General features: G+C 73.2%; 13 protein-coding genes. 6 read left to right on the top strand and 7 right to left on the bottom strand.

Annotated features, from left to right (window positions below):
* Positions 1-83: 83 nt before the first annotated feature.
* Complete coding sequence (gene pdxR, locus IE262_RS04530) at positions 84-1,538, bottom strand: MocR-like pyridoxine biosynthesis transcription factor PdxR (RefSeq protein WP_189871388.1); 1,455 nt, start codon at positions 1,536-1,538, stop codon at positions 84-86.
* Between the two features lie 47 nt (positions 1,539-1,585).
* Here pdxR and IE262_RS04525 point away from each other — a divergent pair, with 47 nt between their 5' ends.
* The 3 genes from IE262_RS04525 to IE262_RS04515 all read left to right on the top strand — a co-directional run bounded on the left by IE262_RS04525 (position 1,586) and on the right by IE262_RS04515 (position 4,351).
* Positions 1,586-2,539, top strand: coding sequence for a DMT family transporter (locus IE262_RS04525; protein ID WP_189871386.1), 954 nt, complete (start codon positions 1,586-1,588; stop codon positions 2,537-2,539).
* Complete coding sequence (locus IE262_RS04520) at positions 2,536-3,444, top strand: RNA polymerase sigma-70 factor (RefSeq protein ID WP_189871385.1); 909 nt, start codon at positions 2,536-2,538, stop codon at positions 3,442-3,444. The genes IE262_RS04525 and IE262_RS04520 overlap by 4 nt, the downstream gene beginning before the upstream one ends.
* A 145-nt stretch (positions 3,445-3,589) precedes the next feature.
* The gene (locus IE262_RS04515) at positions 3,590-4,351 is read left to right on the top strand and encodes a GntR family transcriptional regulator (protein WP_134031252.1); all 762 of its coding nucleotides are present in this window, start codon (positions 3,590-3,592) and stop codon (positions 4,349-4,351) included.
* Between the two features lie 93 nt (positions 4,352-4,444).
* On the opposite strand, the gene IE262_RS04510 is transcribed toward IE262_RS04515, so the two are convergent.
* The 3 genes from IE262_RS04510 to IE262_RS04500 form a co-directional block, all read right to left on the bottom strand.
* Positions 4,445-5,602, bottom strand: a complete 1,158-nt coding sequence (locus IE262_RS04510) for an ROK family transcriptional regulator (protein WP_134031249.1) — start codon at positions 5,600-5,602, stop codon at positions 4,445-4,447.
* A 137-nt stretch (positions 5,603-5,739) separates the two neighbouring features.
* Positions 5,740-6,402, bottom strand: a complete 663-nt coding sequence (locus IE262_RS04505; RefSeq protein WP_131563765.1) for a response regulator transcription factor — start codon at positions 6,400-6,402, stop codon at positions 5,740-5,742.
* A 94-nt stretch (positions 6,403-6,496) separates the two neighbouring features.
* On the bottom strand, positions 6,497-7,651 hold the full coding sequence (locus IE262_RS04500) for a sensor histidine kinase (protein WP_134031247.1): 1,155 nt from the start codon (positions 7,649-7,651) through the stop codon (positions 6,497-6,499).
* Positions 7,652-7,760: 109 nt separating this feature from the next.
* On the opposite strand from IE262_RS04500, the gene IE262_RS04495 reads away from it, so the two are divergent.
* The 3 genes from IE262_RS04495 to IE262_RS04485 are packed head-to-tail and all read left to right on the top strand — an operon-like array spanning position 7,761 to position 9,921.
* The gene (locus IE262_RS04495) at positions 7,761-8,690 is read left to right on the top strand and encodes an ABC transporter ATP-binding protein (RefSeq protein ID WP_189871383.1); all 930 of its coding nucleotides are present in this window, start codon (positions 7,761-7,763) and stop codon (positions 8,688-8,690) included.
* Between the two features lie 2 nt (positions 8,691-8,692).
* Positions 8,693-9,415, top strand: a complete 723-nt coding sequence (locus IE262_RS04490; RefSeq protein WP_189871381.1) for an ABC transporter permease — start codon at positions 8,693-8,695, stop codon at positions 9,413-9,415.
* A 59-nt stretch (positions 9,416-9,474) separates the two neighbouring features.
* Positions 9,475-9,921: a hypothetical protein gene (locus IE262_RS04485; RefSeq protein WP_189871379.1), complete on the top strand. Its 447-nt coding sequence runs from the start codon at positions 9,475-9,477 to the stop codon at positions 9,919-9,921.
* Positions 9,922-9,946: 25 nt separating this feature from the next.
* Here IE262_RS04485 and mug read toward each other — a convergent pair whose 3' ends face one another.
* From mug to IE262_RS04470, 3 genes are all read right to left on the bottom strand, one after another.
* Positions 9,947-10,498: a G/U mismatch-specific DNA glycosylase gene (gene mug, locus IE262_RS04480; protein ID WP_134031680.1), complete on the bottom strand. Its 552-nt coding sequence runs from the start codon at positions 10,496-10,498 to the stop codon at positions 9,947-9,949.
* Positions 10,495-11,937, bottom strand: coding sequence for an adenylosuccinate lyase (gene purB / locus IE262_RS04475; protein WP_189871377.1), 1,443 nt, complete (start codon positions 11,935-11,937; stop codon positions 10,495-10,497). Before purB ends, mug begins: the two co-directional genes overlap by 4 nt.
* Before the next feature lie 119 nt (positions 11,938-12,056).
* Positions 12,057-12,866, bottom strand: a complete 810-nt coding sequence (locus IE262_RS04470) for an SGNH/GDSL hydrolase family protein (RefSeq protein WP_189871375.1) — start codon at positions 12,864-12,866, stop codon at positions 12,057-12,059.
* Positions 12,867-12,890: the final 24 nt, after the last annotated feature.

Here is a 12,890-nt window from a genome sequence, read left to right as displayed (position 1 = left end):
GCGCTCTCGGGAGGCTGTTCACGGGCCGCTCCGTCCGTGAGGCACGGGACGGACGCGGGCGGGGCGGTGTCCAGCCCGTGCCCTCACGGAACGGCCCGTGCCATCAGTCGCACACCCTCACGAATCCGCCCCGGCGGCAGATGCGCGTACCCCAGCACCAACCGCACCCGGTCGTCCGGAACCCGTCCATGGTCCGCGAGCGGACGCACCGAGACCCCGGCCGCCGTCACCCGTCTCATGAACCGGGCCTGCGGCCCGTACGCGTCGGGCAGCGTGGCGATGACATGCAGCCCCGCCGCGATCCCGGACACCTCCGTGCCGGGAAGGTGTTCCTCCAGGGCGGCTACGAGCGCGTCGCGCCGCTCCCGGTACGCGCGCTGGCAGCGCCGCAGCTGCCGGTCGTAGTCGCCCCGCTCGACGAAGCGGGCGAACACCGCCTGGTCGAGCGTCGGATGGCCGAGGTCCATGGTCCGCTTCCGCTCCACCACCTCCTCCGCCAGTGCCTGAGGGACGAGCAGCCAGCCGAGCCGCAACCCCGGGGCGAGGGACTTGCTGACGGACCCGGTGTACGCGACCCGCTCGGGGTCGAGGCCTTGAAGCGCGCCCACAGGGGCCCGGTCGTAGCGGAAGTCCCCGTCGTAGTCGTCCTCGACGACCAGACCGTCCATCGAGCGTGCCCAGTCGAGGAGTTCGGCCCGCCGGCGCGCCGAGTACGCGATACCGGACGGGAACTGGTGGGAGGGGGTGGTCACGACGACCCGTACGCCCGCTTCCCGCAGCGGGCCCATGGCCAGTCCCTCCGCGTCCAGGGGCAGCGGTACGGCGCCAATGCCCGCCGAGGCGTACAGCGCGTTGTGCTGGGGGCTCCCGGGGTCCTCGACGCCGACGGTGCGTACCCCGCGCGCGTGGAGCATGAAACCCAGCAGGGCCGCCGCCTGGGCCACGCCCGAGACCACCACGATCCGTTCCGGGTCCGCGACCACGCCCCGGCGTCGTGCGAGGAGTTCCGCGAGTGCGGTACGCAGCTGGGGCAGCCCGCGCGGATCCGGGTAGCCCAGCGTGTGGTGGGGGAGTTCGGCGAGCACTCCGCGCTGTGCCGCCGCCCACGCGGCACGCGGGAACAGCGACAGGTCAGGTGTCCCGGGGAGGAAGTCGGCGCGGGCACCGGGAGGGCGTGGGGCGAGGTCACGCGCCCGGGGGCGCGCGGACCGTACGGCATCGCCCACCCAGGTGCCCGCGCCCCGGCCGCTCCTCAGGTACCCCTCGGCGGCCAGTTGCTCGTACGCCTCCGTCACCAGTCCCCGTGACACGCCGAGATCGGCGGCCAGTTCACGGCTGGACGGCAGCCGTGTGCCCGGCGCGAGCCGTCCCGTACGGACCGCCTCGCGCAGCGCCGCCTGCAACGTGCGCCCACGCGCGCGTGACGGCGCGGAGGCGGTCGGCAGAAGCAGTTCCCAGGCGGCGGCCCAGCGAGCGGAACCCGGCGGCGGACCTTGCCGGCCTCGCCGACCATCCGGATTGGTCCCCGATGACGTCATGGAAGTGGACCTTAAACCGGACCGCCCGCCTTCGTAGCGTCACCGCCATGAACGCCACGACCACCCGCGGAACCCTCCTCACCGCCGTCGCCTGCGTCCTTGTCGGCGCCTCCTTCACCGCCAACAGCGTCCTCGGTGACTACCCGTACGCGGGCGGTCAGTTCCTCCGCTACGGCCTCGCCTGTCTGCTGCTCCTCCCGCTGGTCGGCCGCGGCGGCTCGGCACCCCTGCGGCGGCTGGCCCCGCGTCAGTGGGCGCGGCTGGCGCTGCTCGCGGCCGTCGGCATGGTCGGGTTCAACCTCGCGGTGATCGCGGCCGAGCGCACCGCCGAACCCGCCGTACCCGGCGTCTTCGTGGGCTGTGCCCCCGTGGTCGTCGCCGTGGTCGTCCCCCTCATGGAGGGACGCCGTCCGCAACGGCTCGTCCTGTACGGCGCGTCACTCGTCGCGGCGGGCGCGTTCACGGTCCAGGGGTGGGGCCGTACCGACGGCGCCGGAATCGCCTTCTCCGTGGGCGCGCTGGCGGGGGAGGTCGGCTTCGCGGTGCTCGCCGTGCCGGTGCTGCGCCCGCTCGGCCCACGGCTGCTGTCGGCCACGGTGTGCGGGATCGCCGCCATCGAGTCGGCGGTGGCCGGGATCCTCACGGAGGGCACCGCCTGGCTGCGCACGCCGGACCCGACCGAGACGGCCGCGCTGCTGTGGCAGGCGGTGGTCGTCACCGTCATCGGCTTCGTCTGCTGGTACATGGGCATGCAGCGCCTCGGCGCGGAGCGCGCCACGCTGTTCTCCGGCCTCATCCCCGTGGCCGCCGCCTGCACCGCCCCACTCGTCGGCACGGGCTCGTTCGGCCTCGCGCAGGCACTCGGCAGCGCGCTGGTCGGTGCCGGGGTCGCCCTGGGATCCCGGGCGCCCGACCGCGCCACGTCCGGTCCGGCAGGCCGGAGCGGCCGACGGGTGTCGCCTGGACAGGGCGGCACCCGTCGGCTGGGATGGAGGGCGTGACCACCGACACCGCGACCGAGGTCTTCGAAGAGCACCGTCCCGTCCTGATGGGTGTCGCCTACCGCATGCTCGGGCGGGTGGCCGACGCGGAGGACGTGGTCCAGGAGACGTGGCTGCGCTGGTCCGGAACCGACCCTTCCGACGTGCGCGCACCACGCGGCTACCTCGTCCGGATCACCACCCGGCTCGCCATCGACCGGCTGCGCCACGTGAGGTCGCGCAACGAGGCGTACGTCGGCCCCTGGCTGCCCGAGCCGTACGTCACGGACTTCGCGGACACGGTTCCGGACGCCGCCGAGCGGGCCGTGCTCGCCGACTCCGTCTCGCTGGCCGTCCTCGTCGTCCTGGAATCCCTGTCGCCGCTGGAGCGCGCGGTGTTCGTCCTCCGCGAGGCCTTCGGCTACCCGTACGCCGACATCGCGGCCGTCCTCGACCGCAACGAGCCCGCCGTGCGCCAGCTCGCCGGGCGGGCCCGCAAGCACGTGGACGAGCGGCGGCCGCGCTACGAGGTGGACCCCGCCGAACGCCGCGAGATGACGGAGAAGTTCCTCGCCGCCGCGGCCGGGGGCGACCTGGAGGACCTCATGGCGCTGCTGGCCCCCGACGTACGCCTGGTGGGCGACAGCGGCGGCCTCGCGCAGGCGCCCGTGCGCGTGCTGGAGTCGGCCGACAAGGTGGGGCGGTTCCTGCACGGCGTGGCCCGGAAGGGTGTACCGGACGCGGCGTTCCGCTTCATGGAGATCAACGGCGGCCCCGCGCTGGTCACCCTCTCCGGCGACAAGGTCGACAACGTGCTGCAACTCGACGTCGTGGACGGCCGCGTCCAGTGCGTCTACATCCTGCGCAACCCGCGGAAGCTGCTGTCGCTGCCGGTCGACCACCGGCCGTCGCGCGACAGGCCCTAGCCGCCGCCCCACCAGCCGCCGCACTCCCCGGGATTGGTCTTGACCAAGGGTGGGGGCCGCCTTATGGTCGCAGAGAAAGTGCAACAACCTTTAATAAACAAGGGCGCTAAAACGCCGCCGGCCACGGCGAAACGCGGAGGACAGGGTGGGGACCACGCAGCTCGAAACGGCGCCGGAGCCGAAGTACCGGCATCTCAAGACCGTGCTCAGTGAGGCACTGGACTCCGAGTTCTCGGTGGGCGAGATCCTGCCCAACGAGCGTGACCTCGCGGCGCGCTTCGGCGTGGCCCGCGCCACGCTCCGCCAGGCACTGGAGCAGCTCGAACTGGAGGGCCGGCTCCAGCGCCGTCGCGGCGTCGGCACCACTGTCGCCCCGCCGCGCATGGGTGTGGCCGTCGGAACCGGGGAGCAGTCCTGGCCGGGCGCGCCCGGCGACGCCTGGCAGCCCGCCGACTGCACGGTGGCGACTCCGCCCCCGGCGGTGGCCCACATCCTGGAGTCCGTCCACGGCGAGCAGGTGCACACGGTGCGCCGCTCCCGGGTGAGCCGAGGCCAGCCCGTCGCCGCCGAACTGCTGTACGTCCCGGCGTCCTCCGTGCCCGGCCTCCCCGCCATAGACACCCCCTCCGGTGCGGCCCGCGCGCGTGCCGTGCTGCGCGAGCTCCAGCACCTGGAGCTGGAGGGCCGGGACCGTGCGGTGGAGCTGGGCTCGGCCAGCGCGGAGGACGCCAAGGAGCTCGACCGGCTGCCCGGCGCCCCGGTCCTCGTCGTCACGACCCGCTTCTTCGCCGAGGGGCGCACCGCGGCGGTGTCCGTGGCCACCTACCGCGCCGACACCTGCCGGCTGACGTTCGGTGACCACGACGGCGTCGAGATCCACCACGGTCCGGAGCGCCACGCCTCCTGAACCCTCCGGGAATCCGCCCCAGTCGCGCCCCGGGATGCCCGGGGCGCGATGTTCGTGCCCGATGGCGCGAGGCTCAGCGAGGCCCGATGCCGCTCAGCGCCGCGCCGTCACCGTGCTCTCCACCGCGAACAGCTCCTCCTCCACATGGTCCAGCGCCAGCCGCAGCGCTCCGGTCGCGACGGCCGCCCCTCCCAGCTTGGAGAGCGTCACCCTGGGCGGGCGCAGGCAGCAGCGCGCCAGTTCGCCGCGCAGCGGGTCGAGCACCCCGTCGAGACCGGCCGCCCAGCCGCCGATGACGACCACCTCGGGGTCGAGTGCCAGCACGAGCGCCGCCACGTCGTGGACGAGCCGGTCGACGAAGCGGTCGACGGCCGCGCGGGCCCGCTCGTCGCCCTCACGCGCGTGCGCGAACACGTCGGCCACCGCCTGCTCGTCCAGGGGATGCAGGGGCTCGTCGGTGGTCGACAGCAACGCCTCCGGCCTGGCCCCGCGGCCCAGCAGATGCAGCGCGCCGATCTCCCCGGCCGCGCCCCCGTACCCCCGGTGCAGCCGCCCGCCGATCAGTGAACCGGCGCCGGGACTGAGGCCCGCCAGCACGAACACCATGTCGTCGGTGTCGGTGCCCGCGCCCTTCCAGTGCTCCGCGACCGCCGCCGCGTTGGCGTCGTTCTCGACCAGCACCGGGCACTTGAACGAACGGCTCAGCCGCTCGCCCAGCTTCAGCCCCGTCCACTCCGGAAGGGCCGTGCCCAGCCGCACCGTGCCGTCGGCCTCTACGACCCCGGGACTGCCCACGCCGACCGCGCGCAGCGAGCCGCGGGAGACACCCACGCGACGCAGCAGTTCCGCGACCGTCGCGCGCAGCCGCTCCAGCCGTTCGTCCGCCGACGCCTTCTCGTCGACGTCCTTGGACAGCGTGCCCAGCACCCGCCCGTCCAGATCCGCGACGAGCGCCGTCACTCGGTGGGCGCCGATGTCCAGGCCCAGCAGATGACCGGCCTCCGCCCGGAACCGGAACCGCCGCGCGGGCCGCCCCTGCCGCCGTGCGGCGCCCTCCTCGGCCGCCCGCTCCACGACGAGTCCCGTCTCGACCAGCCCCTCGACCACGCCCTCGACCGTCGGCCGGGACAGACCGGTCACCCGGGTGATCTCGGTCAGCGTCGCGTGGTCCGTGGCGCGCAGCGCGTGCAGCACCACCGCTGAATTGATCCTGCGCAGCAGCGAAGGATCCCCGCCGGTCAGCCGCCCCAACGTCCGTCCTCCCAGCTCGTGCGCGTGTTGGGCGGATGCTACTCGCCCTGGCCGACAGCGGCGAGGGCCTCACCGGCCCGGACCGGCGGGCGGGCCCCCACCGGCCCCGGACCCGTCCCGTACCACCGGCGCACCCGTCAGCCCGGAGCCACGAACCCCGACTCGTACGCCGCGATCACGGCCTGCGTACGGTCCCGCGCGCCGAGCTTCGCGAGGACGGAGCTCACATGCGATTTCACCGTCTCCGTGCCGACGACCAGCCGCCGGGCGATCTCCGCGTTCGACAGCCCGCGGGCCATCAGCCGCAGCACCTCCGCCTCCCGCCCCGTCAGCGCGGCCCGCTCCATGGCCGCCCGCGCCTCCCGGTTCCCGCCGTCGTCCCCGTACTCGGCGGCCAACTGCCGCACCGACGCCGGGAACAGCAGCGACTCCCCCTCCGCCACCAGTCGCACCGCGTGCACGATCTCCGCCGGCCGGGCCCGCTTCAGCAGGAATCCGTCGGCGCCCGCCCGCAGCGCCTCGTACACGTACTCGTCGTTCTCGAACGTCGTCACCACGAGGATCTTCGGCGGCTCCGGCACGGTCCGCAGCACCGCACGCGTGGCCTCGATACCGTCCAGCAGCGGCATACGGACGTCCATGGCCACGACGTCCGGCCGCAGCTGCCGCACCAAGGGGATCACCGCGGCACCGTCGGCCGCCTCCCCGACGACCTCGATGTCGGGCTGTGCCTCCAGGACGGCGCGCAGCCCCGCCCGGACGAGGGGCTCGTCGTCGACGAGCAGGACGGTGACCGGCATCCGGTCAGACTAGATCAACAGTGTGGTACGGCGGTCGGCAGTACGGTACGGGGGTCGGTTTCCGGCCTGGAAGGGCCGCTGCGGCCGCCACCGGTCAGCGCAGCGGCAGCTCGACCCGCACCTGCCAGTCGCCCCGGTCCGGGCCCGTGTGCGCCCGGCCGCCGAGCAGCGCGGCACGCTCCCGTATTCCCCGCAGCCCGCTGCCCCGCCCCGGCCCGGGTATCTCCGCCGTCAGCGGATTGCGGACCTCCAGGCCGAGGGAGCCGTCCGCGACCGCGACGCGCACCCGGACCGGTACGCCGCCCGCGTGCCGCAGCACATTGGTCAGCGATTCCTGGAGGATGCGGTAACCCTCGCGGGAGACCGGGCCGGGCACGGTCTCCAGGGGACCGGAGAGCTCGGCGTCCACCTTGGCGCCGGAGGCCCGCGCCGACTCCAGCAGCCGGTCGGCCTCGGTCAGGGTCGGGCGGCTGCTCACCGGGCGGTCCGCCTCGCGCAGAATGCCGAGGACCCGCTCCAGGTCCTCCAGCGCGGCCCGGCCGGTGTCCTCGATGGCGCCCAGGGCCCGGTCGGTGAACTCCGGGTCGCCCGCGGCCCGCGCCGCGCCCGCCTGCACCACCGCCACCGTCAGCGCGTGCCCGATGGAGTCGTGCAGTTCCCGGGCGATGCGGTTGCGCTCCAGCAGCTGCTCGGTGCGCTCCTCCAGGGCGGCGAGCCGCTCGGCGGGGGAGGGGCCCAGGAGACGGCGCGCGATGACGGTGACCAGCTCACCGAGGCCGACCACGAGGCCGTACAGCGCGAGGAGGGGAAGCGGCGCCAGGAGGGCGTACGCCCAGTGCGGCTGCGTGATGTCGAGAAGGGGGTCGTCGTACGGCACGCGCCCGAACGCCGCCCCCATCAGGTCGAAGCAGAGCACCGGCCCCCAGACGGTGCTGCCCATGGCCACCGCGCCCAGCGCCATCCGCACTTCCAGCCACAGCACCGTACGCAGCCGGTCCCGCCATGTCGCCGACGGCACGGTGGAGATCCGCGAGTCCCGCTTGCCCGGCACCAGCAGCAAGTGCGCCTGCACACCTTCGCCGTGCCGCACGGCCGGGATCAACCCGACCGGAATCAGCACCAGCGCGGGCACCCAGGGCTTCGACATGTCGATGAACAGCCACACGCTCTCGAACAGCATGGGCACCCACAGGTGCAACCAGCGCGTGTATGTCGTCCCCCGGAACAGCGGGCGCAGGAAGCGGGCCATTCGGTCATCGTGTCAGCCACCACTGACAACGGACCTCCCCCGAGCGGGGGAGACGACCTCCGCGCGCGGGGGAGGCCCCGGCCCCGCCGCCACGGCCAGGCTGTCCGCCATGACCAGCATCGACGTACAGGACCTCACCAAGGAGTACGGCAGCAAGCGCGCCGTGGACCACCTCACCTTCCGCGTGCTTCCCGGCCGGGTCACCGGCTTCCTCGGCCCGAACGGCGCCGGGAAGTCCACCACCCTGCGCCTCGTCCTCGGCCTGGACCGCCCGACGTCCGGCACCGCCAGGGTCGGCGGCCGCGCCTACGCCACCCTCGACGAACCCCTGCGCCACGTGGGCGCCCTGCTCGACGCCCAGGCGCCGCACGGTTCACGCAGCGCACGCGACCACCTGCGGGCGCTCGCGGTCAGCAACCGCATCGGGGCCCGCCGTGTCGACGAGGTCCTGGAGGAGGCCGGACTGGCCTCGGTCGCGCGGCACCGGGTGAAGACGTACTCCCTGGGGATGCGCCAGCGCCTGGGCATCGCGGCCGCCCTGCTCGGTGACCCGCCCGTGGTGCTGCTCGACGAGCCGTCCAACGGTCTGGACCCCGAAGGCATCATCTGGATCCGCGAACTGCTGCGCCGTCTCGCCCGCGAGGGCCGCACCGTCCTGGTCTCCAGTCACCTCATGAACGAGACCGCGTCCTTCGCCGACCACCTGGTCGTCCTCGGCCGTGGGCGGCTGCTCGCCGACACCCCCATGCGGGACTTCATCCAGGCGCGCGTGGAGCCGCGCGTCCGGGTGCGCACCACGGACGGCCCGGCACTGCGGGAGCTCCTCGCGCGGCACGGTTACGAAGTGAGCGAGGACGACGAGGGGCGGTGGACCGTTCACCACGCGCGCGTGGAGGACATCGGCCGCCTCGCCTCGGGTGCCGGACTGCCCCTCCTCGAACTCTCGGCGGAAGAGGGCACGTTGGAGCAGGCCTACCTCGACCTGACGGCCCCGGAAGCCGAGTTCACCACGACCCCCGCTCAGCCCCAGGAGGCCTGACCATGGCGTTCGCACCCGTACTCCACGCCGAGTGGATCAAGATCCGTACCCTGCGGTCGATGCTGTGGGCCCTCGGAGCGATCGTCCTCGCCACCGCGGCCTTCTCCGCGCTCGCCGCACTCGACGCGGGCGGCACCGGCTTCGACGCGCTGTTCTCGGCGTTCTTCGGCGTCAGCTTCGGGCAGGTCGCGGCGGTCGCCTTCGGCGCGACGGCCGTCTCGTCCGAGTTCCAGGGCGGCGCCCTGCGCGTCTCGTTGACGGCCGTGCCCCAGCGGGGGCGGTGGTTCGCGGCCAAGGCGATGGCCGTCGGCGTACCGGCTCTGGCCGTCGGTCTGGTCACGGGCTTCGTGAGCCTCGCCGTGGGGACGGCGGCCCTCGGCGAGAAGGCGAACGGCCTCACCTGGACCGAGGGGCTGCGGGGAGCCGTCGGCTGTGGCGTCTACCTCGCGCTGATGGCCCTGCTCGCCACCGGCCTCACGGCCCTGCTGCGCAGCGGAGTCGCCACACTCGGCATCCTGATCCCGTTTCTGCTCCTCGTCTCCTTCGTGGTCGGAGACATGTCGGGCACCGTCGCCGACTTCCTGCCCGACAAGGCGGGACAGATGGTTCTCCACGAGACGTCCGAGGGAGCGCTCGGGCCCTGGAGCGGGCTCGCGGTGACCGCGTGCTGGACGGCGGCGGCGCTGCTGGCGGGAGCGTGGAGCATCCGGCGCCGGGACGCGTGACCTCCGGGGCGGGGAGCCCCCACCCCCAACTGTCAGTCCCGGCAGGTTTACTGGACCGCATGGACATCGAGCGGTACCTGGCCGCGATCGACGAGCTGTGCTCCCGCCCCTTCCCGGCGGAGCACGGCAGGTCGGACGCCGGCATGGCAGGACCGGGGTATTTCATCGCGGAGTTAGCGACGAGCCACGGGGCGCCCACGGCCGACGCGGTGGAACGCATACGCACGGCGGAGGACTTCCACGACGTCAAGGAGGCCATCTCCGAGCAGCTGAACAGCCGTTGGGGACGGCAGCAGCTGCCCTGGGGCATGCTCACCCTCAGACTGCGCATCGATCGGGGCGAGGTGATACCCGACCCCTGGAACACGGCGAGCCACGTCGTCGACGAGCTGAACGTGTGGCAGGCGGACGGATCCGGTCGCTGGGTCGCCGTCGGTGTCGCCGACCGGGAGCAGGACGACGAGATACGGCTCCTGGCCATAGTGACGGAGACGGCCCAACCGTAGCCCCGGACAACCCAGCGAGGGCCCGCTAGGACCTGTCGAGCGCCGCCTCCCGCAACCGCCCGAACTCCTGCGCCATCGTCGCCGCCGTCCAGTGCGCGTTCAGCCCACTGGGATTGGGCAGCACCCACACACGCGTGCCGCCGATCCGCCGCTCCTGCGGACCGATCGAGGCCTTGCGGTCATGGAACGCCGCCCGGTACGCGGTCACCCCCACCACGGCCAGCCAGCGTGGCCGCAGCCGCTCGACCTTGGCGGTGAGCAGGCGTCCGCCCTCCGCGTACTCCTCGGCGGTCAGTTCGTCGGCACGGGCGGTCGCCCGCGCCACCACGTTCGTGATCCCGAGCCCGTACGCCGGCAACTGGCCCTGCTCGGAGGGCTTCATGAGCCGTGGTGTGAAGCCGGACAGATGCAGCACCGGCCAGAAGCGGTTGCCGGGACGGGCGAAGTGATGGCCCGTCGCGGCCGTCATCAGTCCCGGATTGATGCCGCAGAACAGCACACGGAGACCGTCCGCGACGACGTCCGGTACGAGACGGTCGCGGGCGGCCTCCAGCTCCGCGGCGGTGAACCGCGTCAGAGGATCGCCCCCGGCGCGTAGCCCGCGGCCTCGGGGCGCTGCTTCACGATCTCCTCGATCCGGCCGACGATCGCGGCGACCTGGTCGGCGGCGGCGCCCGTGAAGGACAGCTTGTCGGCCATCAGCGCGTCGAGCTGCGTCCGGTCCAGCGGGATGCGCTCGTCCGCCGCCAGCTTGTCGAGCAGCTCGTTGCGCTCGGCGCCCCGCTCGCGCATCGCGAGGGCCGAGGCGACGGCGTTCTCCTTGATGGCCTCGTGCGCGAGCTCGCGGCCCACGCCCGCGCGCACCGCACCCATCAGCACCTTGGTCGTGGCGAGGAACGGCAGGTAGCGGTCCAGCTCCCGCGCCACGACCGCCGGGAACGCACCGAACTCGTCGAGCACCGTCAGGAACGTCTCCAGCAGCCCGTCCAGCGCGAAGAAGGCGTCCGGCAGCGCGACCCGGCGCACCACCGAGCACGACACGTCGCCCTCGTTCCACTGATCGCCGGCCAGCTCACCGGTCATCGAGGCGTAACCGCGCAGGATCACCATGAGGCCGTTGACGCGCTCGCAGGAGCGGGTGTTCATCTTGTGCGGCATGGCGGACGAACCGACCTGGCCGGGCTTGAAGCCCTCGGTCACCAGCTCGTGCCCGGCCATCAGCCGGATCGTCTTGGCCAGCGACGACGGCGCGCCCGCCAGCTGCACCAGCGCGGTCACGACCTCGTAGTCCAGCGAGCGCGGGTAGACCTGGCCGACCGAGGTGAACGCCTGAGAGAAGCCCAGGTGACCGGCGATCCGGTTCTCCAGCTCCGCCAGCTTCGACGCGTCCCCGCCCAGCAGGTCCAGCATGTCCTGCGCCGTACCCACCGGGCCCTTGATGCCGCGCAGCGGGTAGCGGCCGAGCAGCTCCTCGACCCGGCCGTACGCCACGAGCAGTTCGTCGGCCGCGGTCGCGAAGCGCTTGCCGAGGGTGGTGGCCTGCGCCGCCACATTGTGCGAGCGGCCGGCCATCACCAGTTCGCCGTACTCGCCCGCCAGCTTCCCGAGCCGCGCCAGCACGGCCACCGTGCGGTCGCGCATCAGCTCCAAAGAGAGCCGGATCTGCAGTTGCTCGACGTTCTCGGTGAGGTCGCGGGACGTCATGCCCTTGTGCACGTGCTCGTGCCCGGCGAGGTCGTTGAACTCCTCGATCCGCGCCTTCACGTCATGCCGGGTGACCTTCTCGCGCTCGGCGATCGAGGCCAGGTCGACCTGGTCCAGCACCCGCTCGTAGTCGGTGAGCGCCGCGTCCGGCACCTCGATCCCCAGGTCCTTCTGGGCCCGCAGCACGGCCAGCCAGAGCTGCCGCTCCAGCCTCACCTTCTGCTCGGGCGACCAGAGCGTGGCGAGCTCGGCGGAGGCGTACCGTCCGGCGAGGACGTTGGGGATGCGGGGCTTGGCTGGCGCAGAAGTCACGTGTCGTGATTCTACTGGCGATTCGTGCAGGCCGGCGCCCCGGGGTTCTTCGGCGGAAGCTACGAGAAAACCCGCGGGGCTGACGAAGCAGGAACGCACCCGGGCTGCCCCGGCGCCGCCTAGGCCGCCGGACCCTCGTACGGCAGCAACTCGGGGCGCTTCGCCGGACGCCCGTCGCCCGAGGAGCGTCCCGTCAGTCGGCGGCCGACCCAGGGCAGCAGATGCTGCCGGGCGAAGCGGACGTCGGCTGCTCGCCGCGCGACCCACGCGGGCGGTGCCGCGGTCGGCGGCGGCGTACGCCAGTCGGGGTCCTCGGGTTCGTGGCCGAGGGCCTGCCAGACCGCCTCGGCGACCCGTCGGTGGCCCTCGGCCGTGAGGTGCAGCCGGTCCACGTCCCACAGCCGGGGATCACTCAGCGAAGGCGCCCCGTACAGGTCGACGACCAGCGCGCCGTGCCGGGCCGCCAGCTCGTCGACACAGGCGAACAGCTCCTCCATCCGCGGCCGGAACCGCTCCAGCACCGGGCCCTGACGGCCGGGGCTGCGCATCAGGACGAGCTGCCCGCAGGACGGGGCGAGGCGTTCCACCGCCTCCTCCAGGAGGCCCCGCACCCGGCCCATGTCGCACTTGGGACGCAACGTGTCGTTGAGGCCGCCGACCAGCGTGACCACGTCCGCCCGCATCGCGGCCGCCGTGTCCACCTGCTCGTCGACGATCTGCCCGATGAGTTTCCCGCGCACCGCCAGATTGGCGTACCGGAAGCCGGGCGCCCGCGCGGCCATCCGCGCGGCGAGGAGGTCCGCCCAGCCCCGGTAGGAACCGTCGGGCAACAGGTCCGACATGCCCTCGGTGAAGGAGTCGCCGACCGCGACAAGGCTGGTGTAAGGGGGACTTTTTGGGTTCGTGGGGTTCAGGGGGTTCGTCCGCATGGCGACAGAGATGATATCCCGTGC

It is taken from the genome of Streptomyces bluensis, from assembly GCF_014650715.1.
Classification (GTDB): domain Bacteria; phylum Actinomycetota; class Actinomycetes; order Streptomycetales; family Streptomycetaceae; genus Streptomyces; species Streptomyces bluensis.
Note: the sequence above shows the minus strand (reverse complement) of the source record. Positions and strands in the feature narration are given on the sequence as shown.

Bases quoted from the DNA above. Each gene is read 5' to 3' on its own strand.
- IE262_RS04485 (WP_189871379.1), top strand. From the start codon at position 9,475: ATGGACATCGAGCGGTACCTGGCCGCGATCGACGAGCTGTGCTCCCGC.
- pdxR (WP_189871388.1), bottom strand. From the start codon at position 1,538: ATGACGTCATCGGGGACCAATCCGGATGGTCGGCGAGGCCGGCAAGGT.
- IE262_RS04495 (WP_189871383.1), top strand. From the start codon at position 7,761: ATGACCAGCATCGACGTACAGGACCTCACCAAGGAGTACGGCAGCAAG.
- IE262_RS04525 (WP_189871386.1), top strand. From the start codon at position 1,586: ATGAACGCCACGACCACCCGCGGAACCCTCCTCACCGCCGTCGCCTGC.
- IE262_RS04500 (WP_134031247.1), bottom strand. From the start codon at position 7,651: ATGGCCCGCTTCCTGCGCCCGCTGTTCCGGGGGACGACATACACGCGC.
- IE262_RS04505 (WP_131563765.1), bottom strand. From the start codon at position 6,402: ATGCCGGTCACCGTCCTGCTCGTCGACGACGAGCCCCTCGTCCGGGCG.
- IE262_RS04490 (WP_189871381.1), top strand. From the start codon at position 8,693: ATGGCGTTCGCACCCGTACTCCACGCCGAGTGGATCAAGATCCGTACC.
- IE262_RS04470 (WP_189871375.1), bottom strand. From the start codon at position 12,866: ATGCGGACGAACCCCCTGAACCCCACGAACCCAAAAAGTCCCCCTTAC.